Here is a 23,727-nt window from a genome sequence, read left to right on the forward strand (position 1 = left end):
AATTAAAAAAACTAATATATTGAGATACTTAGCACTATTACTACTGATAACCATTATTTTCTCTTGCGACAAAAAAGAAGAAAAAAAAGAAGTACCTAAAAAAGTTGAAAAAAAGGAGCCTATTATAAAAGAATATGGTTTTATTTTCAATAATTATAAAGTAGTTCGAGATACTATAAAATCAGGAGATAATTTAGGGCTAATTTTTGACAAATATAAATTGCCAGATAGTTTACGTACTTTTGATGTAGTTGAGAAAGTGAAAGATTCTTTTAATCCTAGAATGATTAAAATTGGAAAGCCTTATCTTTTATTCTTAGATAAAAATCATCCCAATGAATTACAAGCATTAGTCTATGTGAAAAATCCAATAGAATATGCGGTTATCGATTTTAGAGATTCCATTCATGTGAGTAATAAAAGAAAAGCAACCTCTTTAAAAAGAAGAACTATTGCTGCTGAAATTGAAGGCTCTTTTTCTGAAACTTTAGCAAATGCAGGAGCTAGTCCTGCGCTAGCCTCTCGATTAGCAAAAGTGTATGAATATTCTATCGATTTCTTTAAAATTCAAAAAGGAGATAAATTTTGTGCAACTATATATGAACGTTTTATTGAAGATTCTATATATGCAGGAGTTGAAAGCGTAGAGTCTACTTATTTTAAACATAGAGGAAAAGTGTTTTATGCGTTTCCTTATAAATTAAACCCAGAACAAAATTTACCAGACTATTATGATGAAAATGGAAATGGTCTAAAAAGTATGTTTTTAAAAGCACCTTTAGACTATTTTAGAATATCTTCTCGTTTTTCGGGAAGACGTTTTCATCCCGTGCAAAAAAGATGGAAAGCACATAACGGTACTGATTATGCTGCTGCAACAGGAACTCCAATTAAAACGACCGCTTCAGGAGTTGTAGAAAGAGCAGGTTATACTTCTGGTAATGGTAATTATGTGAAAGTGCGCCATAATGGTACCTATTCTACACAGTATTTACACATGTCTAAAATTCTAGTTAAAAAAGGGCAATATGTTACTCAAGGTCAAGTAATAGGAAAGGTAGGTAGTACAGGTTTAGCTACAGGTCCACATGTGTGTTATCGATTTTGGAAAAATGGCGTACAAGTAGATCCTTTACGATTGCAATTGCCTAGTGCTGAACCTATGAAAAAAGAAGCGAAAGAACAATATTTAAAATACATTGAACCTTTGAAAAAAGAGTTAGATAGTGTAATGACCACTAAATTTAAAGAATAATGACTTTAGAAACAATCAATCCGTCTGGAACAGTTGCTTGGCAAAAATTAAGAGCTCATTTTGAAAAAATGGAATATGTTTCCATGAAAGAAATGTTTGTAAATGACAAGCAAAGAGCTGAGAAATTTAATATCGAATGGCACGATTTTCTTGTTGATTTTTCTAAAAATAAAATTACAGAAGAAACGATTAATTTATTGGTCGAATTAGCAAATGAAGTAGGATTAAAAAATGCTATTGAAGCTTATTTTTCTGGTGAAGCTATTAATCAAACTGAGAACCGCGCAGTCTTACATACCGCTTTAAGGGCAAAAGAAAATGATGTAGTTTTGGTAGATGGAATCAATGTAATGCCAGAAGTATATCAGGTTAAAAAAGACATTCAAAATTTCACTTCAGAAATTATAGATGGTACAAGAAAAGGCTATACAAATAAAACGTTTACCGATGTCGTAAACATTGGAATTGGAGGTTCAGACTTAGGACCAGCCATGGTTGTTGAAGCCTTACAGTATTATAAGAATCATTTGAATGTTCATTTTGTTTCCAATGTAGATGGAGATCATGTAAATGAAATTATTAAGAAATTAAACCCTGAAACTACACTTTTTGTTATTGTTTCAAAAACATTTACAACCCAAGAAACCCTTTCTAATGCAGAAACAATTCGAGCTTGGTTTTTAAATCATGCAGAACAAGAAGATGTTGCCAAACATTTTGTAGCAGTTTCTACTAATATTAAAAATGTAACACAATTTGGAATTGCGGAAGAAAATATTTTTCCAATGTGGGACTGGGTTGGAGGACGTTTTTCTCTTTGGAGTGCTGTAGGTTTAACTATTAGTTTGGCTGTTGGTTTTGATCATTTTAATCAATTGTTAGAAGGTGCTAATAAAATGGATACTCATTTTAAAGAAACTCCTTTTGATAAAAATATACCTGTTGTACTTGCGTTATTAAGTATTTGGTACAATAATTTTTTTGGAGCTGAAACAGAAGCTTTAATACCCTACACACAATATTTGCAAAAACTAGCTCCTTATTTGCAACAAGGTATCATGGAAAGTAATGGTAAAAGTATCGCTCGTGATGGCAATCCTGTTAATTACCAAACTGGAACAATTATTTGGGGTGAACCTGGGACTAATTCTCAACATGCTTTTTTTCAATTAATTCATCAAGGAACTAAATTAATTCCTACAGACTTTATTGGATTTAAAAAAGCCTTGTATGGAAATAAAGACCACCATGATAAATTAATGTCTAATTTCTTTGCGCAAACTGAAGCTTTGCTAATGGGAAAAACAGAAAAACAAGTACAAGCTGAATTTGAAAAGGCAAATATAACAGGTGAAAAAGCAACTTTCTTATTGCCTTTCAAAGTTTTTGATGGCGATAAACCAACAAATACCTTATTAATCGAAAAGCTAACACCAGAAACTTTAGGTTCTTTAATTGCGCTTTACGAACATAAAATATTTGTACAAGGTATTATTTGGAATATTTTTAGTTATGACCAATGGGGTGTAGAGCTTGGCAAACAATTAGCAAATTCAATTTTATCTGAAATACATACTGGTGAAATTAAAAATCACGATAGTTCTACGCATTTTTTGTTAAAGAAATACTTACAATAAAAATAGATTTATATTTTGAAAAGGCATATTTACAAAAATATGTCTTTTTTTATTATATTGAATCAGCTTTTTTTATTTGAAAATAAAGTTATAAATACCAAATGATATTTGTTGTTTGAAAGGTGATTGTATATAAAATGATAATCTTATTTCATAAATAATGATTTATTTTGAAAAATATGCGTTGTTTTAATTAATTTTTTGATAATATTTTTATTTTTTTTAATATAAATGAAGGTTATTTAAAATTTAGTATAAAAAAAAGATACAATTGCAATAAAATCACCTCTTTTGCAATGTTAACATTTACTTAACATACAACTCAAATGCTTGTGCCAATTTTGCAAAAAAATTAACAACAAATGAGAGTTTTTAAAAAATTAATGATGCTTGGGTTATTTTTATTAGCAACCCAAACCATTTTTTCTCAATCTAAAATAACTGGAACAGTTATAGATGGAGATTTTAACGGACCATTACCTGGTGCAAACGTATTTGTAAAAGGTACAAAAGATGGAGCGACAACAGGATTTGATGGTAAATTTGAATTTACTACTACTATGACTTCAGGTGAAATTGTAGTTTCTTATTTAGGTTTTGAAACTGTAGTTATACCTTTTTCTGGTTCATCTAATTTAGGAAACGTTTCTTTAAAATCAAATGAAAATCAATTAGAGTCTGTAGTTTTAATTGGTAAAGGTGTTATTGACGTAGCGAAAGACAGAAAAACACCTGTTGCTGTATCAACTATTAAAGCAACTGAAATCCAAGAAAAATTAGGGAACCAAGAATTCCCAGAGATGTTAGTAAACACACCATCTGTGTATGCTACAAAATCTGGTGGTGGATTTGGAGATTCAAGAATCAACATTCGTGGATTTGATCAAAGAAATATTGCAGTAATGATTAACGGGGTTCCTGTTAACGATATGGAAAATGGAGCAGTATACTGGAGTAACTGGGCTGGATTATCTGATGTAACTTCTGCTATGCAAGTTCAAAGAGGTTTAGGATCATCCAAATTAGCAATTTCTTCTGTTGGAGGTACAATCAATGTAATTACTAGAACTTCTGAAATGAAACAAGGAGGAGTAGTTTCTGTTGGTGTTGCTAACGATGATTACTTAAAAACACAAGCCTCTTATTCTACAGGTAAAATGGAAAATGGTTTCTCTACTTCTATTTTATTATCTAGAACGCAAGGTAACATGTTTGCTGATGGAACAAAATTCGAAGGGCATAATTATTTTATAGCTTTCGGTTACGAATTAAACGAAAAACATAATTTCCAATTTACTTTCACAGGTGCTCCACAATGGCACAACCAAAGAAGTTTTGCAAATACTATTGCAACCTATTTACAATATGGAGATCCAGTTAATAAAATACCAAATACAAGATACAATTCAGATTGGGGTTACTTAAATGGAAGAGAGTATTCTTGGGTTAGAAACTTTTATCACAAACCAGTTGCTTCTTTAAACTGGGATTTCACAATCAACGATAAAATGAAATTAACGACAGTCCTTTACGGTTCTTGGGGACGTGGTGGAGGAACTGGAAATATTGGAAAAAGTCCATTCTCATATAAAACTGTTGATGGTTTAGTTCCTTTTGATGATTTTGTTGCTTTCAATAGAGGTCAATATAATCCAGCTACAGGTCAATCAGTAACACCTATTACTGGTGCACAAGTAAGTCAAAATGCAAATGGAGACTATCAAACTAGTAGATCAGTTGGTTTTACAAGAAGAGCATCTATTAATTCACACGATTGGTATGGTGGTGTAATTAACTTAAACACTAAATTAACAGATGAATTAACATTAGATTTTGGTATTGATGCACGTACTTACAAAGGGTATCATTTTAGAAATATTAATGATAGATTAGGTGCTGATGTTTATTTAGACAATAGAGATATTAATAATCCTGATAGATTATTATATGAAACTTATGAAGCAACTCCAAGTTGGAATCCAATAACTAATATTAAAAATCAAGAAAAAATTGAGTATAACAACAATGGTTATGTAAGATGGTATGGTGCCTTTACTCAATTAGAATATGCGACTGATAAATTATCTGCATTTATTCAAGGAGCAGTTTCTCAACAAGGGTTTAGTAGAGAAGATACTTTCATATATTTAGAATCAGATCCATTATACAAAACTGATTTCGAAAATATTCTTGGAGGTAATATAAAAGGAGGTGCTAATTATAACATTGACGAAAAAAACAATGTATTTGCTAATGCAGGTTATTATTCAAAACAACCTTTCTTTAATGCTGTATACAGAAACAATCAATCTGTTGTAGCTGATGATTTAACTAATGAAAAAATCCTTGGGATAGAAGCAGGATACGGATTTAATTCTCCTTACTTCAATGCCAAACTGAATTTATATTATACTTCTTGGAAAGATAGATATCAAAGATCAAGTGATTCAGATAGTTCTAACAGAGGTGGTTATTATGATATTAATAAATTAAATGAAACACATTCAGGGGTTGAATTAGAATTAAATGCAAAACCAATCAATAAGTTAAATATTAACGCAATGTTTTCTTATGGAATGTGGGATTACAATGGAAATGCTGAATTTAATAGATTTGATCAAAATAACACTTTACTTGGTAATGGTGATATCTATCTTGATAAAGTAAAAGTTGGTGATGCCGCACAAATGACAGCTTCATTTGGAGCAGGTTATGAAGTGTTAAAAGGATTAAAAGTAGATGCTAATTATAGATTTGTAGATAAATTATACGCAAGTATTGATCCAGCGAGATTTTTAACTGAAGATAATAAAGGTACATTAGAATTACCAAATTACGGACTAATGGATGCTGGTATTTCTTATAAAATGTTAGTTGGTAAAGATAAAGATAAGTCAGTAAGTTTACGTTTCAACATGAATAACGTTTTAAACGAAATTTACATTGCAGAATCTAGAACTAATATTTTTGCAGATGATTTGGTTAACTCAAGTAACCCAGCTGCTGGTACTTACGCATCAAATAATAGATTATACAACGGAGTAGCTGATGCTAACCAAGTATTTTTTGGATTTGGAAGAACTTGGAACTTTACTTTAAGATACCAGTTTTAATATAAATTCATGCAACATTATAAAACCGCTTCACAATTTTGTGAAGCGGTTTTTTTATTTTCCTATCTTTGTTACATAACATTTAAATGAACTAGTATGTATACCACTTTACAATCCGCCCATTCTATATTTGCTTACATTGTTTTAACGGTTTTATTTTTAGCAGCTGTTAATGCTATAATGGGAATAGTTTCTAAAAAATTATTTACTGATAAAGACTTGCGCATTTCTTTATTTGCATTAATTCTTTCACACATGCAGTTGCTAATTGGTTTAATTTTATACTTTATTTCTCCTAAAGGATCTGCAATGCTAGGTGAAATGAAAGATTCGGCTATGCGATTAACTTCATTAGAACATCCTTTAATTAATATTATCGCTTTAGTATTAATTACTATCGGTTGGTCAAAACATAAAAAAGAAGAAAGTAATAATGGAAAATTTAAAAAGATTGCCATTTTTTATACCATCGGTTTCTTATTAATTTTATCTAGAATTCCTTGGACAAGCTGGTTAAGCTAATTCTTTAAAAAATAGAGAAGATGAAAATTTATAGTGTTACCATACCATTTTTACTTCTTCTTATTAGTATCAGTAGTTTTACTTGTAAACAAAACGAACCGTTTTCAAGTAAAACTATTTTTTTAGATACCTTAACAAAAGACACGGTTCTGTTAGACACCATTGTTGTCGATTCTATTATCGTTGAAATACCTACTCCTATAGTTTTTTATAAGGAAAAAGTGCATGCTTCTTATTACCATGATAAATTTAATGGTAAAAGAACAGCAAGTGGTTCCATTTTTAATAATTCTGAATATACTGCAGCACATAAAAAAATACCTTTTGGAACTCAAGTTTTGGTTACTAATATAGCTAATAATAAAACGGTTATTGTTACAATAACAGACAGAGGACCTTTTACAAAAGGTAGAGAAATCGATTTGTCAAAAGCGGCTTTTATGGAACTCTCTGAGCATAAAAACATTGGATTTCTTACCGTAAATCTTCAAATACTAAAAGAATAGAATCAGCTATAGCTGATTTTTTTTTGATTTACATTTAACAAAAAATTAAGTTCGTTTAGTTCGGTAATTAACGAACCTAGAGTATCTTTGCAGGAAATATTTTATGATGCAGGAAGAAAAACAAGAATTAATTGAAATGTTTGGTGTTCATTTTGAACAATTATACAACATTCCTCCATTGGCATCCCGAATTTTAGGTACTTTAATTATTGATGGATGTAAATCAGGACTAACTTTTGAAGAATTAGTGGATAAAATGCAAGCAAGTAAAAGTTCCATCTCCACAAATTTAAATTTACTTTTAAAAATGGAGAAGATTTATTACTTCACGGTTTTAGGGGATCGAAAAAAGTATTTCAAAGCCTCTCCTTTAAGTCAGCGTTTAAATAATTACTTAACCTTGGTAAACAACGAATTACTTTTAATTGATAAAATTATAAAGTACAGAGAAAAAAACACTTGCTGTTCGCAAGAGAAAATCAATTTGTTAAATAGTTATGCTTATAAAGAACACATGGAAAAAGCAGAGCAACTTTTGCTAACAACCATTACCAAGTTTAAAGATATAGAAGAAAAAAACCAATTAAATAAATAACCTAGATTCTCAAATGAAAAAAAAATATATACTAAGCGCTATAGTGTTGTCTTTCGCTTTTTTTTCTTGTAATAAAAAAGAAACAGCCAATCAGGCTCCACCAGTCCAACCTTATAAAGTAATTGAAGTAGGAAAGTCGAATACGACTTTATTAGCGGAATATCCCACAACTTTAGAAGGAATAGTAGATGTAGACATTCGTCCAAAAGTAGATGGATATATTGAGAAAATATATGTAGATGAAGGACAAGAAGTAAAAAAAGGGCAATTGCTTTTTAAATTAGAAACGCAAATGGCTACACAAGATGCTGGTGCCGCTAAAGCTAGAGTAGATGCAGCTCAAGTAGAAGTAAATCGTCTTGCACCTTTAGTTGAAAGAAATATTATTAGCGATGTACAATTAGAAACCGCTAAGGCAAATTTAGCTTCTGCAAAAAGTACATATCAAAGTATTATTGCCAGAATCAATTATGCAACTATTAAAAGTCCAGTTAATGGAATCGTAGGAACTTTACCTTTCCGTTTAGGGAGTTATGTTAGTAGTCAAACGCGAGAGCCATTGACAAGAATATCGGATATTAGTTCCATTTATGCTTATTTTTCAATGAACGAAAAACAGCAATTAGACATGATGTTACATGCTGATGGGAAAACTTTTCAAGATAAAATTGCAAAAATGCCTCCAGTGAAATTAATTTTAAGTAATGGAGATACTTATGAAGAAACTGGAAAAATTGAGACCATGAGCGGTCAAGCAAATACACAAACCGGTTCCTTTAATGTAAGAGCGAGCTTTAAAAACCCTAATAAATTATTACGCTCTGGTGGAAGTGGTTCCATCCAAATCCCTACAAGCTTAAATGAGGTGATTTTAATTCCTCAAAACGCAACTATAGAAATGCAAGACAAGCGTATTGCTCTAATTGCTGATAAAGAGAATAAGGTAAAAGCAGTACCTATTGAAGTACGACCCGTTCCTGGAGGAAAATATTTTGTAGTAGATAGTGGATTAAATGAAAAAGATAAAGTTTTAGTGGAAGGTGTTGGAATTGTGACCGAAGGTACTCCTATTCAACCGCAAGTAGTAACAATAGAAGAAGTGGTTAGCCCATCAAAAAAATAAATACTAGTAAGTAACATATGTTTTCAAAATTTATTGACAGACCCGTATTGTCAACAGTGATTTCTATTATCATTGTTATTTTGGGAGTGCTTGGGTTAATCTCACTTCCTGTTTCACAATACCCAGAAATAGCACCGCCTACTGTAACGGTTGCCGCAAATTATCAAGGAGCAAGTGCTGAAGTTGTAATGAATTCGGTAGTGATTCCATTGGAAGAACAAATTAATGGAGTTGAAGACATGACGTACATGACTTCTACTTCTAATAATGACGGTTCAGCAGTGATAAATATTTATTTTAAATTAGGAACAAATCCGGATTTAGCTGCTGTAAACGTACAAAATCGTGTATCAAGAGCTACTCCATTATTGCCACAAGAAGTAACGCGAGCAGGAGTTACTACTGCGAAAAGACAAAGTGATAATATTTTGATTTTTTCACTCTATAGTGAAAATAAAGAATATGATATGACTTTTCTTCAAAACTATGCCAATATCAATATTTTACCTAAAATCAAGCGTGTTCCAGGAGTGGGTGAAGCGGTAATCTTTGGTCAAAAAGATTATTCAATGCGTATTTGGTTAAAGCCTGATGTTATGGCTGCGTATGGCTTAGTACCTTCAGATGTAACCAGTTTATTAGCAGAACAAAACATTGAAGCAGCTCCAGGGCAATTAGGTGAAAGTGCAGATCAATCTTTTCAATATACGTTAAAATATAAAGGACGTTTACAAAGTACGAAAGAATTTGAGGAAATTATTGTACGTTCTACTGAAAACGGAGAGATTCTTAAACTGGGAGATGTAGCTAGAATTGAATTGGGTGCTGTAAATTATGCCAGTAATACGTTAACCAATGGAAATCAGTCGGTGGCTATTGCTATTGCGCAAACGGCTGGTTCCAATGCACAAGAGGTAATTGAAGGGTCTCTACAGGTATTAGATCAATCTGCTGTTAATTTTCCTAAAGGAATTAAATATACTACCTTAATTAATGCGAATGACTTTTTAAGTGAATCCATTACCAAAGTTATTCACACTTTAATTGAAGCCTTTTTATTAGTGTTTGTAGTAGTATTTATTTTCTTGCAAGATTGGAGATCCACACTTATTCCTGCTATTTCCGTACCAGTAGCAATTGTAGGAACCTTCTTTTTCTTGAGTATTTTTGGTTTTACCATCAATTTATTAACCTTATTTGCTTTAGTACTAGCCGTAGGAATTGTAGTGGATGATGCAATTGTAGTGGTAGAAGCGGTCCATGCCAAAATGGAAGCAGGAGAACATAATCCTAAAAAAGCAGCACACAGTGCGATGAACGAAATTAGTAGTGCGATTATTTCGATTACTTTAGTCATGTCCGCGGTATTTATTCCCGTTTCTTTTATTAATGGATCAGCAGGGGTTTTCTATAAACAATTTGGATTAACATTAGCGGTGTCTATCGTTTTATCTGCGATTAATGCGTTAACGCTTTCTCCTGCTTTATGTGCTATTTTCTTAAAACATCATGAAAAGGACGAAGAGAAAAAAGGCGTGTTAAAACGTTTTTATAGTGCTTTTAATGTCGCTTTTGACGCTACTACGGTAAAATATAAAAAGTCGGTCGAGTTTTTCATCAAACGCAAATGGTTGGCCTTTTTAGGAATAGCTCTTTTTGCAGGAATTTATGTTTTATTGTTAAATGTTACCCCAAAAGCTTTTGTACCAAGCGAAGATACAGGAGCCATACTTTCAGATGTATCACTTCCTCCAGGAACTTCATTAGAACGAACAGAAGAAGTTTTATTGCAAATTGAAAATAAAGTAAAAGACATTCCTGAAATAAAAGAAGTACTTCGGATTTCTGGACGAAGTTTAATCAGTGGTACAGGAAGCAATTACGGAATGGTAATTGTAAAATTAAAACCATGGTCTGATCGTCCTGAAAAGAATCAAGAAGTGACAGCCATTGTTCAAGACTTGTTTAAAAGAGCAGCAGCTGTAAAAGATGCAAGAGTCTTATTTTTTGCGCGCCCTACTCTAGTTGGTTTTGGTTTTACCAATGGTTTTGAGTTGCAATTGCAAGATCAAAAAGGAGGTTCTATCAAAGAATTAAGTGAAGTGAATAATTCGTTTTTAAAGGCTTTGAATGGTAGACCGGAAATTAAATATGCAGCCACTTCTTTTTCACCAAATTATCCGCAATACCGAATCGATTTGAATGTAGCGGCGATTAAAAAATCAGGTTTAGCAGTTACCGATATCTTAGGAACCATGCAAGGCTATTATGGAGGAGTATATGCATCCAACTTTAATAAATTTGGAAAACAATATCGCGTGGTGTATCAATCGGAACCTCAATTTAGAAGTGACCCAGAATCATTGAATAAAATTATGGTTCGTAACAATAAAGGTCAAATGGCTCCTATTTCTCAATTTTTAACCTTAGAAAAAGTTTTTGGACCCCAAGCCATCGACCGATTCAACTTGTTCACTTCGGTGAAAATTACAGGAGCACCTAATGAAGGTTTTAGTACAGGAGATGCCATTAAAGCAGTGGAAGAAGTAGCCAGTCAAAGTTTGCCATTAGGTTACGGATATGAATTTTCAGGAATGACAAGAGAAGAAATTAGTGCAGGAGGGCAAACCCTTTATATTTTCTTATTGTGTTTAATATTTGTTTATTTCTTGTTAGCGGCTCAATATGAAAGTTATATGTTGCCTTTTGCGGTGCTACTTTCTTTACCAGTAGGTTTGGCGGGAGCTTATGTTTTTGCTTACTTTTTTAATGTAAGTAACAATATCTATTTGCAAATTACTTTGATTATGTTAATTGGATTATTAGCTAAGAATGCCATTCTTATAGTAGAATTTGCTGCTGAAGCGAGAAGGAAAGGCTGGAGTATTGCACAAGCTGCAGTTCAAGGAGCTGTGGCACGTTTACGACCTATATTAATGACCTCTTTCGCTTTTATTTTAGGATTGTTGCCTTTAATGTTGGCTAAAGGAGCAGGAGCTATTGGTAATAATGCTATTGGAACAGGAGCTATTGGAGGCATGTTAATAGGTACCGTTTTAGGAGTGTTTATTATTCCGGTTTTATTTATCATTTTCCAAGCTTTACAAGAAAAAGTAAGTAGTAAAACTATAGAAACGACTCAAAGTGAAGAAGCTACAATTGAATAAGAAATTTAAAATGAAAAAGCCATATATTATAAAAAGTATCCTTTTATTAGCGAGTATTTTTTTGTTACAATCTTGTTTTGTAGCCAAAAATTACGAAGCGCCTAAAGTAACAACCGATAATTTATATCGAACAGAACTTAGTAATGATAGCACTTCGATAGCGATGCTCTCTTGGGAAGAATTATTCTCGGATGCTTTATTACAAGGATATATCAACGAAGGACTGGAGAACAACTTAGACATGCAGATTGCACTTCAAAATATTACCGCTTCTGAAGCAATGATGAAACAAGGGAAAGCAGGTTATCTTCCTACATTAACAGCCAATGCAACTTGGACACATCAAGAAACCTCTGAAAATAGTCAGTTTGGAAGGCTTTTTAGTAGTATTGATCAGTATGAGTTATCTGGTAAATTAAGTTGGGAAGCCGATATTTGGGGAAAAATAAGAAGTAATAAAAGAGCTTCTTTTGCTCAATATTTACAATCACAAGCCGCAAAGCAAGCGATACAAACGCAATTGGTAGCCAATATCGCTTCTTTATATTATCAGTTGTTAGCTACCGATGCGCAAATACAAGTAGTTACTCAAACTATCGAAAATAGAAACACAAGTGTGGAAGTTATTCAAGCCTTAAAAAAAGCGGGAAGTGTAAACGAAGTCGCAGTACAACAAACAGAAGCTCAAAAATATGCAACTGAAATTATTTTGAAAGATTTGGAATACAATCGTAAAGTCTTAGAAAATGCATTTAACCAACTGTTAGGAAAAGCTCCAGGAGCCGTTGCTCGATCTACTTTTGAAGAGCAACAAATAGAAGCAGATGTTTCCGTTGGATTACCAGCCTATTTATTAAGTAAAAGACCTGATGTTGTAGCTGCAGAGCTCAATTTTAGGAATACTTTTGAATTAACCAATGTAGCCAGAAGTTATTTTTACCCTTCGTTAACGGTAAATGCAACAGGTGGTTTACAAGCTTTAGAATTAAAAGATTGGTTCAATACTAAGTCTATTTTTGCGAATATAATTACGGGTTTAACACAACCTATTTTTAATCAACGTCAAAATAAAACGCGTTTGGAAGTGGCCAAAGCCAATCAACAAAAAGCTTATTTACAATATGAAAAAGCCTTGTTGGTTGCAGGAAAAGAAGTCTCTGATGCTTTGGCTAGTTATGAAAATGAAACCGATAAATTAACGATTCGTGAAAAGCAATTAGAAGCATTAACGAATGCAGCTACCTATTCAGATGAATTACTTCAATATGGTTTGGTTACCTATTTAGAAGTTCTAACAGCAAAAGACAATGCCTTAAATACTGAAATTAACTATATCGACAATAAATACAAACAAATGAATGCCGTAATCTCATTATACAAAGCATTAGGCGGTGGAAACTAATTAAAGCCCTGTGAAAGCAGGGTTTTCAACTTTATTTTCTATGGATCGAAAAAAAGAAATCATTGAAAAAGCATTAACGCATTTTCTTAAAAATGGAAGCAAAATCATTACCATGGATGATATTGCCAATGAATTTCGATTGTCTAAAAAAACGCTCTATTGTCTATTTGAAAATAAAGAAGCACTTATAACAGAAGCAATCGATTTATTATGGCAAAATTTTTTAGAAGAAGTGGCGGTAATCAAAAGCAAAGAAGAAAATCCGCTCTTAAAAATTATCGCTATTTATAAAGTTGGTATCGAAAACATTAGCAATATCAATCCGGTTTTTTTATTTAGTTTAAAAAAATACCATCCTGATGCTATGGATGTGTACAAACACTATAAAGTATTCATGTATGAAAATGTAGTCCGACCTTTATTAGAAGAAGCTAAAACCAAGCAATTAATTCGAAAAGATGTAGATGTCGAATTGTTTCATAATATTAATTTTGAAGATATCGATGAAAAATTATGGAAATATAAAGTGTTTGAAAGCTATTCTATACCTCAAGCAATTGAGTATTTTATCATTCTTAAATTAAAAGGAATTCTGACCAAAGAAAATTTCGATTTATTCTAATTTTTCCAACTACTAAACGGATTTTTACTCAAATAACTGTTGTAATAGCGTTCATCTGTAGTTACTTCTTTTCCTAACCAATCGGGGCGCTCAAAGGTTTCATCTTCTCTTAAAAGCTCAATTTCGGCTACTACTAAACCTTGGTTTTCACCTGAAAAAACATCTACCTCAAAAACATGAACCCCTACAATAACTTCATAACGAGTTTTATCAATCATGCCTTTCTCACAAAGCGTTAATAATTGTTCAGCTTCTTCAATCGAAATTTCTTTTTCCCATTCCATTCGTGTCATGCCTGAACTTGTGCTCTTACCTTTAATCGTCACATAACCACTTGCTCCTTTTATTCGAACACGAACGGTTCGTTCCGGAACACTCGATAGATAACCTTGTACAATACGATTGTGTTTCACCGCTTCTTTTATAAAAGCATTTGAGGTCACTAAAAATTTACGTTCAATTTCAACCATAAGTATTTTTCTTTTTTGAAGCAATTTCCTGCTATCCGTTGCAATCTTTTATTGCTAAATAAACCAGTTGCTTTATCAATATTTGATTCGCAATAAAAGGATTTTCACTACTATCAGGGCTAGGGTAATCAAATATACTATAAATTTGTAATATGGAAGAAGGAATTCAATATCGAAAAATTATTCACATAGACATGGATGCTTTTTATGCTTCTGTGGAACAAATGGATAACCCCGATTTGAAAGGAAAACCACTAGCTGTTGGAGGAAGTGAAGTGCGTGGAGTAGTAAGTGCTGCGAGTTATGAAGCACGTAAATTTGGAGTGCGAAGCGCCATGAGTGGACTACAAGCCAAACGCAATTGTCCTGATTTAATTTTTGTAAAACCTCGATTTGATCGGTACAAAGAAATTTCTAGAAAAATTAGAAAAATATTTTTTGAATACACTGATTTGGTGGAACCGTTATCTTTGGACGAGGCTTATTTGGATGTTACTGTAAACAAAAAAAACAATCCCAGTGCTTCTTTAATCGCTCAGGAAATTAGAAAGCGCATTTTTGAAGAAGTAGGTCTTACCGCTTCTGCGGGTATTTCTATTAATAAATTTGTTGCTAAAGTAGCTTCTGATTACAACAAGCCCAACGGACAAAAAACGGTTAATCCAAAAGAAGTTGAAGCTTTTTTAGAAAAACTAGACATTAAAAAATTCTACGGAATAGGGAAAGTGACAGCAGAAAAAATGTACCAATTGGGGGTTTTTACAGGATATGATTTGAAACAAAAACCATTAGAATTCCTAGAAAAACATTTTAGTAATAGTGGATTGTATTATTATCAAATTTGTAGAGGAATTCATAACAGTCAAGTTAAACCCAATCGCACGATTAAATCGGTTGGAGCTGAACGCACTTTTTTTGAAAACCTTTCTTCAGAAGTATTTTTAGAAGAAAAAATAATCAGTATTGCTAACGAACTAGAAAAACGCTTGCAAAAAAGTAAAATTGCAGGCAAGACCATTACGCTAAAATTAAAATATTCCGATTTTACATTGCAAACGAGAAGTAAAACATTACCCTATTATATTTCCGACAAAAGTTTATTAATTGATGTAGCCAAAGAGTTATTGTATCAAGAACGATTAAAAGACTCGGTGCGTCTTTTGGGATTATCCTTGCATAATTTAAACAATCAAGAATCTAAAAAAGCAGAAGAGCCCAAACAAAAAAGTATATCCATACAACTCCAATTTGATTTTAAAGGATACTAAAAAAGCAACTCCGAGGAGTTGCTTTTTTAGATATTTCATCGGATGAATATTAATCTCTACTAGATAATTTCGCTAGAAGTCTTAAAAATTCAATATATAACCATACTAAAGTAATCATTAATCCCATAGCACTAAACCATTCCATATATTTTGGATAGTTTCTTTCTGCTCCCTTTTCAATTTGATCAAAATCTAAAAATAAATTTAAAGAAGCGATTACAATTACAAAAACACTAATTCCAATACTCATTAATGAGTTGCCTCTGTGTACGGGTTCGAAATTAATGAAAAAAGATAGAATCCAAGATAATAAATAGTAAGTAGCAATCGCAAAAGTCGCAGCAATTACGACAGATTTGAATTTTTCAGTAACTTTTACAATCTGGTATTTGTACAAAGCAAAACAAATAATAAAAGTTACAAAAGTGCAACTTACTGCTTGAATTACAATTCCTGGATATGCTGCTTCAAAAAATGCTGAAATTCCTCCAATAAATAAACCTTCAAATAAAGCATAACCTGGAGCTACCCAAGTTGAGGTTTCTGGTTTAAAAGAAGCAATTAAAACTAATACAAAACCTACAATAGCTCCACCAATTGCAAACAACATTGGGTTATAACCATTGTAAGCTAGTAACCATGTTCCTATAGCAGAAAATAATAAGGTTGCTAATAGAATAAAACTTTTATTCATAGCACCACTAACAGTCATTGTTTCTTCATAAGAAATAACAGTTGCATCTTCAAAAGTTCTAGAAGTGTTATTAAATGCTTTAGATCCTAAAAAAGGGTTTTTCGATTTTAAATTCATATGATTTACTATTTTTAACAAATATACACATTATTCTATTTCAGAAACACGTAAGGTGTTTACCATCCCTTTTTTAACAATTGGCATGGCTGCTAAGTTAATTACCATATCACCAGGCTTAACATAACCTCTTTCTTTACATATTTGATTTATATCATCTACTGTATCATCAGTACTCACAAATTTATCATAGTAATACGCTCTCACGCCCCATAGTAAGTTTAATTGCGTTAATATACGTTTGTTAGAAGTAAATACTAAAATATGAGATTTTGGTCTCCATGCCGAAATTTGAAAAGCGGTATAACCACTATTTGTTAAAGTTGTTATGGCTTTAGCAGCAATATCATCAGCCATAATGGCAGCATGATAACAAATCGATTTAGTAATAAAACGTTTGGTACGTACATGAGGAGCATTTAAAGGCACTTTAATAAGTGGAGAATCTTCAACGCTTTCAATAATACGTGTCATGGTTTCAATTACTTGAACAGGATAATTTCCTACAGAGGTTTCTCCAGAAAGCATTACTGCATCCGCTCCATCCATAACAGAGTTTGCTACGTCGTTTACTTCTGCACGAGTAGGAGTTAAACTGGTAATCATTGTTTCCATCATTTGCGTAGCAACAATTACAGGAATTCGAGCTGTTTTTGCTCTATGAATTAATTTCTTTTGAATTAACGGTACTTGTTCTGCAGGAATTTCCACACCTAAATCGCCACGAGCTACCATTAAAGCATCGCAAAAAGCAACAATTTTATCAATGTTTTCTACTGCTTCTGGTTTTTCAATTTTAGCAACAATAGGAATTTTATGATCTGAATGTTTAGCAATCAAGTCTTGTAATTCTTCTAAATCTTTTGGAGTTCTTACAAAAGATAAAGCAATCCAATCTACTTTATTTTCAATAGCAAAAATGGCATCCTTAATGTCTTTTTTAGTTAAAGCAGGTAAAGAAACTTTCGTGTTAGGCAAATTAACTCCTTTTTTCGATTTTAATGGACCTCCTTGAATAACTACCGCTTCAACTTCTGTCTTTTTATCTGTTTTAACGACTTCAAAAATAAGTTTACCATCATCTAAAAGAATACGTTCTCCCGCATTCACATCTTTTGGAAATGCTTTGTAATTCATGTATACTTTAGAAGCAGTTCCTAAGATGTCTTCAGCTGTTGTAAAAGTTATTTTATCCCCTTTGGCAACGACAACATCTTCTTTCATTACTCCAACTCTCAATTTGGGTCCTTGTAAATCACCTAGAATAGAAGTAGTATAACCAAATTCTTCATTCAGTTCTCGAATCATGTCTATCCTTTCTTTTACATCTTCATAATCAGCATGTGAAAAGTTAATTCTGAAAACATTAACTCCAGCTTCGATCATGTCTTTTAAAACTTCTTTTGAACTAGTTGCAGGTCCTAATGTGGCTACAATTTTGGTCTTTTTTGTTGTTGGCATTTTAATTAAAAAATTAAATTATTTTTTGATTTAAGTTTGTTCTGGTCAATACGGTACACCATGGAAATTTGGGAAATCTTTGAAAGTTTTTGAATTATTCTTTCTAAAGGAAAAATAACTGTTTCCATATTTTCAATTTTCAAAATATAATCCGCTTTTTTAAATTCAGGTACCACATACATTGTAACATCTACCGAATCGAAAATTCCATTAGTTGTTTTTTCAGAGGGAATAGCTGTTGCTTTATTTTCAAATACATTCCAAATGATATCGTTAACTTCATCATCAAAGATAAAATGACTGAACTCGCTTTTACCTTCTTTTGTTTCTATTTCGATATTCGAATTACTTTTGCTTAGCTGAATTTGTAATGCTTTATTAATAAAATAGGCTAAACGATAGTCTTCAAGGCTAGAATGTATGGCAATAAGCTCATAATCTATCGAAATAAAATCATTTATTTGAATTTTATGAATAGCCATATCTCTTAAAAATAAGTTGTAAATATACTATTTAAAATAAATAAAAAGTATTGTTTTTAAAGAAGTTAAGGATAGTTTACTAACGAAAACGTTTTAGTTACGACTTATAATCGTTATTTTTTGTCTATTTTTTCTTGAAGCGCAAAATAGGCTCTTTTGGCTGCTTTTTCTTCAGCTTTTTTCTTAGATGTTGCTCTGCCTTTGGCTACTATTTTTTGATCAATAGTAAGTTTAACCCCAAAATATTTTTGTTCTTCAATGCCCGTATCGTCAAAAACATCAAAATTGAATTGTTTTTTTTCTTTTTGACACCATTCTATAACTAAGCTTTTATAGCTAATTACTTTTCCTTCTAATTTTGGAATGTCAACATAAGGCTCAATAACTTTGTCATAAATGAATTTTTCACAAAAAGGAAATCCTCTGTCTAAATAGATGGCTCCTATAAATGCTTCAAAAATATTTCCATGAATATTTTCTCCAAAATGTTGTGGATTTACTTTACTTTCCACAAACTGTATCAAATTGAAATCTCTACCTAATTCATTTAAATGTTCTCTACTCACTATTTTAGAGCGCATTTTAGTAAGATACCCTTCGTCTCCCGTGGGTACTTCATTATATAAATGAGCTGCGATAACACTACCAAGCATAGCGTCACCCAAGAATTCTAAACGTTCATAATTAAAAGGATTTCCGTTATCGTCTTGTTTGTTAGAGGAGCGATGCGTAAATGCTTTTCTATAATAACGTAAGTTTAAAGGTTTGAAACCTAGTATTTTGGTAATTTTTTCAAAAAAAATCCCGTCTTCAGGAGAACGGGAATTTTTTATTATTTTTTTAAATAATTTACGCATATAACTTATGCTTCAAGTTTTTTAAATAATACACAAGCATTGTGTCCTCCAAAACCAAAAGTATTACTCATAGCAATCTTAATAGCTCTCTTTTGAGCTTTATTGAGAGTTAAATTTAATTCTGGATTAATATTCTCGTCTACAGTTGTATGATTAATCGTCGGAGGAATGATACCATTTTTGATGGCTAAAATAGAAGCAATAGCTTCAATTCCACCAGCAGCCCCTAATAAGTGACCTGTCATAGATTTGGTAGAGTTAATATTGATATTTTTAGCATGATCACCAAAAACAGCACTAATAGCTTTTAACTCTGCAACATCTCCTAAAGGTGTAGAAGTTCCGTGTGTATTAATGTGTTCAACTTCTTCAGGTTGCACACCAGCATCACGTAAACAGTTTTCCATTACTGCAATTACTCCAATTCCTTCTGGATGAGGTGCTGTTAAATGATACGCATCTGAAGACATACCACCACCACCTATTTCACAGTAAATTTTAGCCCCACGCGCTTTTGCATGCTCATATTCTTCTAAAACTAAAGCACCTGCACCTTCACCTAATACAAACCCATCACGAGTAGCGTCAAAAGGTCTTGAAGCGGTTTCAGGACTGTCGTTTCGTGTTGATAAAGCATGCATCGAATTGAAACCGCCCATTCCAGCAATAGTTACTGCTGCTTCAGAACCACCTGAAATGATAACATCACACATTCCTAAACGAATGTAATTGAATGCGTCAATCATGGCATTCGCAGATGAGGCACAAGCAGACACTGTAGTGTAATTAGGTCCCATAAAACCATTTCGCATAGAAATGTGAGCTGGAGCAATATCGGCAATCATTTTAGGAATAAAAAAGGGGTTAAATCTCGGTGTTCCATCTCCAGCAGCATAGCTTAAAACTTCCTCTTGGAAAGTTTCTAAACCACCAATTCCTGCTCCCCAAATTACACCTACACGGTGTTTGTTAATATTTTCAGGTGTAATACCTGCATCTTTTATCGCTTCATCACTGGCAACAATAGCATATTGCGAAAATTTGTCTAAACGTCTCGCTTCTTTTCTATCGATAAAGTCTTCTACTTTGAAGTTTTTAACTTCACAAGCAAATTTAGTCTTATGCTTCTCTGTATCATAATAGGTAATGGGAGCGGCACCACTTTTTCCGCTGATTAACGCATCCCAATATTCTTGAATGTTATTTCCTATTGGAGTTAGCGCTCCTAAACCAGTTACAACAACACGCTTTAATTGCATATAAATATGTTTTGATTATATAAAAAAACCCAAAGTGCTTTTAATAATAACTAAAAGAAACAATGGGTATTACATAGTTTATTTTTATGATTGTAATACAATCAATGTTTTCTACTAATAAAATAAATTTCTGGTTATAAATATATAAAAATATAATTAAAAACTTATTTAATCGAATCTTTAATCATAATTTTAATATAACTAAAGATAACCTTATTTCTATAAGGTGAAGAGAAAAGCGAAACAAGAACACCCATTTGATACTCCATCAAATGAGTGTTTTGATATTATTTCTTAGCTTCCTCGATGTAAGAAATAGCTTGACCTACAGTAGCAATGTTTTCAGCTTGATCGTCTGGAATTTGAATATCAAATTCTTTTTCGAATTCCATAATTAGCTCAACAGTGTCTAATGAATCAGCTCCTAAATCGTTAGTGAAGCTAGCTTCAGCTACAACTTCATTTTCGTCAACACCTAATTTGTCTACGATAATCGCTTTTACTCTTGATGCAATGTCTGACATAATCTTTTAATTTTAATTTAATTTGTTGGCAAAAATAAAAAACTTTATTTTAAAACAACCTTTTTGTTACTAAATAAGACTACGAAATTAAAAAAAATAATTCACAAAGACTTCATTTTTCTATTTTTTACCAATTATTATTCTTTTTTTTGTGTAATAAAAATTACAGGATAATGAAAAAAATAGTCATATTTGCTTCTGGTACTGGTTCCAATGCCGAGAAAATAATATTACATTTCAAAAAATCAAATCTAGCACACGTAGTCGGCATCTTTTCTAACAATCCTCGTGCCAAAGTTTTGCAACTCGCTGAAAATCATAAGATAGATGCTGTAGTTTTTACGAAAGAAGAGCTTAATGAAGGAGCTGTTTTAAAGCAACTAAATGCGATTCAGCCCGATTTGATAGTATTGGCTGGTTTTTTGTGGAAATTTCCAGCTTCCATTATTCAGCATTATCCTAATAAAGTGATTAATATTCATCCTGCTTTACTCCCTAAATACGGAGGGAAAGGCATGTATGGAATTCATGTGCATCAAGCGGTATTAGAGAATAAAGAAGAAGAAACAGGTATAACCATTCATTATGTGAATGAGCATTACGATGAAGGGGCTTATATTTTTCAAAAAAAGGTTGCTGTTACTGATTGTACAACTTCAGAACAAATTGCTGAAAAAGTGCATCAATTGGAACATGAGTTTTTTCCAGTTGTTATCGAATCCCTATTAATTCCATAATTTTATGCACGAAGTACACATATATACAGACGGTGCTGCCAAAGGGAATCCTGGGCCAGCTGGTTATGGTGTGGTAATGGAATTAGTAGGTACTCCTTATAAAAAAGAATTCTATGAAGGATTTCGTTTGTCTACGAATAATAGAATGGAATTATTGGCAGTTATTGTAGGTTTGGAAAAATTAAAAAATCCTAAAATGAAGGTGCTCGTAGTTTCAGATTCTAAATATGTGGTAGATGCTGTTGAAAAAAGATGGGTATTTCAATGGGAAAAAATAAACTTCAAGAATAAAAAAAATCCTGACTTGTGGATTCGGTTTTTAAAAGTATATCGTAAACATCAAGTCGATTTTAAATGGGTTAAAGGCCATAATAACCATCCTCAAAATGAACGTTGTGATGCCTTGGCTGTAATGGCTTCGCAACAGGAAAAATTATCCATTGATGCTTTTTATGAAGCAAATGAACAGTCTTTTTAAAAAAGATTTTCTGCATTTTAACTTTTATATATATTTTCGAGAAACTAAAGTCAAATTCATTAAATTTGCCTCTTAAAATTTTAAAAATCATGTTACAGGTAGCATTTATTAGAGAAAACAAGGACGAAGTAATTAAACGATTGGCCAAAAGAAATTTAGAAGCTAAGAGTTTGGTGGAATTAGTAGTTGCACTCGATGAAAAAAGAAGAGCAACTCAAGTAGAATTAGATAATATTCTTGCAGAGTCCAATAAGCTATCCAAAGACATTGGTGCTTTAATGAAAAGTGGTGAAAAGGCAAAAGCGGAAATTTTAAAAGAAAAAACAGCAAAGTTTAAAGATCAAACTAAAGAGTTAACCGAAACTTTAAACGCAGTTACAGAAGAATTACAAACGGAATTGTATAAAATACCAAATCTTCCAGCTGAAATTGTGCCAGAAGGAAAAACACCTGATGATAATCTAAATATTTTTGAAGAAGGTGCTGTACCTCAATTGCATGAAGGTGCTTTGCCTCATTGGGAATTAGCTAAGAAGTATGATATCATTGATTTTGATTTAGGAGCAAAAATTACAGGTGCTGGTTTTCCAGTATATAAAGGGAAAGGGGCTAAGTTACAACGTGCTCTAATTACCTATTTTTTAGATAAAAATACGGATGCTGGTTACCAAGAATTTCAAGTGCCTCATTTGGTTAATGAAGCTTCTGGTTTTGGTACAGGACAGTTACCAGATAAAGAAGGTCAAATGTATCATGTAGGAGAAGATAATTTGTATTTAATTCCTACTGCTGAAGTACCAGTGACCAACTTATTTCGAGATGTGTTATTAAATGAAAATGAATTGCCAATCCTTTGTACGGGTTACACACCTTGTTTTAGAAGAGAGGCAGGTTCTTATGGAGCGCATGTAAGAGGTTTAAATCGTTTGCATCAATTTGACAAAGTTGAAATTGTGTGTATTGAACATCCTGAAAAATCATATGAAGCTTTAGATGGAATGGTAGAACATGTAAAAGACATTTTAAAAGAACTAAAATTACCGTATAGAGTGTTAAGATTATGTGGAGGAGATATGGGATTTGCTTCAGCTTTAACCTATGACTTCGAAGTTTTTTCAACTGCTCAAGATCGTTGGTTGGAAATTTCTTCTGTTTCTAATTTTGAAACGTTCCAATCGAATAGATTGAAATTACGTTTTAAAGATAAAGAAGGTAAAAATCAACTAGTTCATACTTTAAACGGAAGTTCATTGGCTTTGCCAAGAGTACTAGCTGGAATTTTAGAAAACTATCAAACTCCTGAAGGAATTGTAATTCCAGAAGTTTTAAGGAAATATACTGGTTTCGACATCATTAACTAAATCGTTAATCTTCACTTAATAATGTACTAATTTAACGCAAAAGTGTTACTTTAGTACATTATTTGTTTTTTGCCAAT

At 32.2% G+C, this 23,727-nt stretch carries 21 protein-coding genes; 14 read left to right on the forward strand and 7 right to left on the reverse strand.

What is annotated here, in order from left to right; all coding sequences use genetic code 11:
- Positions 1 to 16 precede the first annotated feature (16 nt).
- The 10 genes from FHG05_RS10785 to FHG05_RS10830 all read left to right on the forward strand — a co-directional run bounded on the left by FHG05_RS10785 (position 17) and on the right by FHG05_RS10830 (position 13,942).
- Entirely contained in the window at positions 17 to 1,255 is a 1,239-nt protein-coding gene (locus FHG05_RS10785; RefSeq protein WP_235889684.1) for a M23 family metallopeptidase, read from the forward strand.
- Complete coding sequence (gene pgi, locus FHG05_RS10790; protein ID WP_140998034.1) at positions 1,255 to 2,892, forward strand: glucose-6-phosphate isomerase; 1,638 nt, start codon at positions 1,255 to 1,257, stop codon at positions 2,890 to 2,892. The genes FHG05_RS10785 and pgi overlap by 1 nt, the downstream gene beginning before the upstream one ends.
- A gap of 362 nt (positions 2,893 to 3,254) precedes the next feature.
- Entirely contained in the window at positions 3,255 to 6,005 is a 2,751-nt protein-coding gene (locus FHG05_RS10795) for a TonB-dependent receptor (RefSeq protein WP_140998035.1), read from the forward strand.
- 96 nt (positions 6,006 to 6,101) lie between these two features.
- Entirely contained in the window at positions 6,102 to 6,527 is a 426-nt protein-coding gene (locus tag FHG05_RS10800; RefSeq protein WP_140998036.1) for a hypothetical protein, read from the forward strand.
- A 20-nt stretch (positions 6,528 to 6,547) separates the two neighbouring features.
- A complete protein-coding gene (locus FHG05_RS10805; protein ID WP_140998037.1) occupies positions 6,548 to 7,033 on the forward strand; it encodes a septal ring lytic transglycosylase RlpA family protein in 486 nt (161 codons plus the stop codon).
- A gap of 103 nt (positions 7,034 to 7,136) precedes the next feature.
- Complete coding sequence (locus FHG05_RS10810) at positions 7,137 to 7,628, forward strand: GbsR/MarR family transcriptional regulator (RefSeq protein ID WP_140998038.1); 492 nt, start codon at positions 7,137 to 7,139, stop codon at positions 7,626 to 7,628.
- A gap of 13 nt (positions 7,629 to 7,641) precedes the next feature.
- Positions 7,642 to 8,751 (forward strand): efflux RND transporter periplasmic adaptor subunit, encoded by a 1,110-nt coding sequence (locus tag FHG05_RS10815; RefSeq protein WP_140998039.1) that lies wholly within the window; start codon positions 7,642 to 7,644, stop codon positions 8,749 to 8,751.
- A gap of 17 nt (positions 8,752 to 8,768) precedes the next feature.
- The gene (locus FHG05_RS10820) at positions 8,769 to 11,918 is read left to right on the forward strand and encodes an efflux RND transporter permease subunit (RefSeq protein ID WP_140998040.1); all 3,150 of its coding nucleotides are present in this window, start codon (positions 8,769 to 8,771) and stop codon (positions 11,916 to 11,918) included.
- Positions 11,919 to 11,928: 10 nt separating this feature from the next.
- A complete protein-coding gene (locus tag FHG05_RS10825) occupies positions 11,929 to 13,320 on the forward strand; it encodes an efflux transporter outer membrane subunit (protein WP_140998041.1) in 1,392 nt (463 codons plus the stop codon).
- Positions 13,321 to 13,360: 40 nt separating this feature from the next.
- Positions 13,361 to 13,942: a TetR/AcrR family transcriptional regulator gene (locus FHG05_RS10830; RefSeq protein ID WP_140998042.1), complete on the forward strand. Its 582-nt coding sequence runs from the start codon at positions 13,361 to 13,363 to the stop codon at positions 13,940 to 13,942.
- On the opposite strand, the gene FHG05_RS10835 is transcribed toward FHG05_RS10830, so the two are convergent.
- A complete protein-coding gene (locus FHG05_RS10835; protein ID WP_140998043.1) occupies positions 13,939 to 14,412 on the reverse strand; it encodes a CYTH domain-containing protein in 474 nt (157 codons plus the stop codon). The genes FHG05_RS10830 and FHG05_RS10835 overlap by 4 nt on opposite strands.
- Positions 14,413 to 14,564: 152 nt before the next feature.
- Here FHG05_RS10835 and dinB point away from each other — a divergent pair, with 152 nt between their 5' ends.
- Complete coding sequence (gene dinB, locus FHG05_RS10840) at positions 14,565 to 15,680, forward strand: DNA polymerase IV (protein ID WP_140998044.1); 1,116 nt, start codon at positions 14,565 to 14,567, stop codon at positions 15,678 to 15,680.
- 49 nt (positions 15,681 to 15,729) lie between these two features.
- Here dinB and FHG05_RS10845 read toward each other — a convergent pair whose 3' ends face one another.
- From FHG05_RS10845 to FHG05_RS10870, 6 genes are all read right to left on the reverse strand, one after another.
- Positions 15,730 to 16,491, reverse strand: a complete 762-nt coding sequence (locus FHG05_RS10845; protein ID WP_140998045.1) for a Bax inhibitor-1/YccA family protein — start codon at positions 16,489 to 16,491, stop codon at positions 15,730 to 15,732.
- 30 nt (positions 16,492 to 16,521) lie between these two features.
- Complete coding sequence (pyk, locus tag FHG05_RS10850; RefSeq protein WP_140998046.1) at positions 16,522 to 17,952, reverse strand: pyruvate kinase; 1,431 nt, start codon at positions 17,950 to 17,952, stop codon at positions 16,522 to 16,524.
- A 5-nt stretch (positions 17,953 to 17,957) separates the two neighbouring features.
- Positions 17,958 to 18,434 carry an IPExxxVDY family protein gene (locus FHG05_RS10855; protein ID WP_140998047.1) on the reverse strand — a complete coding sequence of 159 codons (477 nt, stop codon included), beginning with the start codon at positions 18,432 to 18,434 and terminating at the stop codon, positions 17,958 to 17,960.
- A gap of 113 nt (positions 18,435 to 18,547) precedes the next feature.
- Complete coding sequence (gene rnc, locus FHG05_RS10860; protein WP_140998048.1) at positions 18,548 to 19,291, reverse strand: ribonuclease III; 744 nt, start codon at positions 19,289 to 19,291, stop codon at positions 18,548 to 18,550.
- Positions 19,292 to 19,296: 5 nt separating this feature from the next.
- Positions 19,297 to 20,550: a beta-ketoacyl-ACP synthase II gene (gene fabF / locus FHG05_RS10865; RefSeq protein WP_140998049.1), complete on the reverse strand. Its 1,254-nt coding sequence runs from the start codon at positions 20,548 to 20,550 to the stop codon at positions 19,297 to 19,299.
- A 287-nt stretch (positions 20,551 to 20,837) separates the two neighbouring features.
- Positions 20,838 to 21,074 (reverse strand): acyl carrier protein, encoded by a 237-nt coding sequence (locus FHG05_RS10870; protein ID WP_002988156.1) that lies wholly within the window; start codon positions 21,072 to 21,074, stop codon positions 20,838 to 20,840.
- Between the two features lie 173 nt (positions 21,075 to 21,247).
- Here FHG05_RS10870 and purN point away from each other — a divergent pair, with 173 nt between their 5' ends.
- From purN to serS, 3 genes are all read left to right on the forward strand, one after another.
- A complete protein-coding gene (gene purN, locus FHG05_RS10875; protein ID WP_140998050.1) occupies positions 21,248 to 21,811 on the forward strand; it encodes a phosphoribosylglycinamide formyltransferase in 564 nt (187 codons plus the stop codon).
- A 4-nt stretch (positions 21,812 to 21,815) separates the two neighbouring features.
- On the forward strand, positions 21,816 to 22,289 hold the full coding sequence (gene rnhA, locus FHG05_RS10880; RefSeq protein ID WP_140998051.1) for a ribonuclease HI: 474 nt from the start codon (positions 21,816 to 21,818) through the stop codon (positions 22,287 to 22,289).
- An 89-nt stretch (positions 22,290 to 22,378) separates the two neighbouring features.
- Entirely contained in the window at positions 22,379 to 23,650 is a 1,272-nt protein-coding gene (gene serS / locus FHG05_RS10885; RefSeq protein WP_140998052.1) for a serine--tRNA ligase, read from the forward strand.
- The last annotated feature ends 77 nt before the right edge of the window (positions 23,651 to 23,727 follow it).

It is taken from the genome of Flavobacterium profundi (assembly GCF_006491645.1).
Taxonomy (GTDB): Bacteria; Bacteroidota; Bacteroidia; order Flavobacteriales; family Flavobacteriaceae; genus Flavobacterium; species Flavobacterium profundi.

Bases quoted from the DNA above. Each gene is read 5' to 3' on its own strand.
- pgi (WP_140998034.1), top strand. From the start codon at position 1,255: ATGACTTTAGAAACAATCAATCCGTCTGGAACAGTTGCTTGGCAAAAA.
- FHG05_RS10795 (WP_140998035.1), top strand. From the start codon at position 3,255: ATGAGAGTTTTTAAAAAATTAATGATGCTTGGGTTATTTTTATTAGCA.
- FHG05_RS10800 (WP_140998036.1), top strand. From the start codon at position 6,102: ATGTATACCACTTTACAATCCGCCCATTCTATATTTGCTTACATTGTT.
- FHG05_RS10805 (WP_140998037.1), top strand. From the start codon at position 6,548: ATGAAAATTTATAGTGTTACCATACCATTTTTACTTCTTCTTATTAGT.
- FHG05_RS10810 (WP_140998038.1), top strand. From the start codon at position 7,137: ATGATGCAGGAAGAAAAACAAGAATTAATTGAAATGTTTGGTGTTCAT.
- FHG05_RS10815 (WP_140998039.1), top strand. From the start codon at position 7,642: ATGAAAAAAAAATATATACTAAGCGCTATAGTGTTGTCTTTCGCTTTT.
- FHG05_RS10820 (WP_140998040.1), top strand. From the start codon at position 8,769: ATGTTTTCAAAATTTATTGACAGACCCGTATTGTCAACAGTGATTTCT.
- FHG05_RS10825 (WP_140998041.1), top strand. From the start codon at position 11,929: ATGAAAAAGCCATATATTATAAAAAGTATCCTTTTATTAGCGAGTATT.
- FHG05_RS10830 (WP_140998042.1), top strand. From the start codon at position 13,361: ATGGATCGAAAAAAAGAAATCATTGAAAAAGCATTAACGCATTTTCTT.
- FHG05_RS10835 (WP_140998043.1), bottom strand. From the start codon at position 14,412: ATGGTTGAAATTGAACGTAAATTTTTAGTGACCTCAAATGCTTTTATA.
- dinB (WP_140998044.1), top strand. From the start codon at position 14,565: ATGGAAGAAGGAATTCAATATCGAAAAATTATTCACATAGACATGGAT.
- FHG05_RS10845 (WP_140998045.1), bottom strand. From the start codon at position 16,491: ATGAATTTAAAATCGAAAAACCCTTTTTTAGGATCTAAAGCATTTAAT.
- pyk (WP_140998046.1), bottom strand. From the start codon at position 17,952: ATGCCAACAACAAAAAAGACCAAAATTGTAGCCACATTAGGACCTGCA.
- FHG05_RS10855 (WP_140998047.1), bottom strand. From the start codon at position 18,434: ATGGCTATTCATAAAATTCAAATAAATGATTTTATTTCGATAGATTAT.
- rnc (WP_140998048.1), bottom strand. From the start codon at position 19,291: ATGCGTAAATTATTTAAAAAAATAATAAAAAATTCCCGTTCTCCTGAA.
- fabF (WP_140998049.1), bottom strand. From the start codon at position 20,550: ATGCAATTAAAGCGTGTTGTTGTAACTGGTTTAGGAGCGCTAACTCCA.
- FHG05_RS10870 (WP_002988156.1), bottom strand. From the start codon at position 21,074: ATGTCAGACATTGCATCAAGAGTAAAAGCGATTATCGTAGACAAATTA.
- purN (WP_140998050.1), top strand. From the start codon at position 21,248: ATGAAAAAAATAGTCATATTTGCTTCTGGTACTGGTTCCAATGCCGAG.
- rnhA (WP_140998051.1), top strand. From the start codon at position 21,816: ATGCACGAAGTACACATATATACAGACGGTGCTGCCAAAGGGAATCCT.
- serS (WP_140998052.1), top strand. From the start codon at position 22,379: ATGTTACAGGTAGCATTTATTAGAGAAAACAAGGACGAAGTAATTAAA.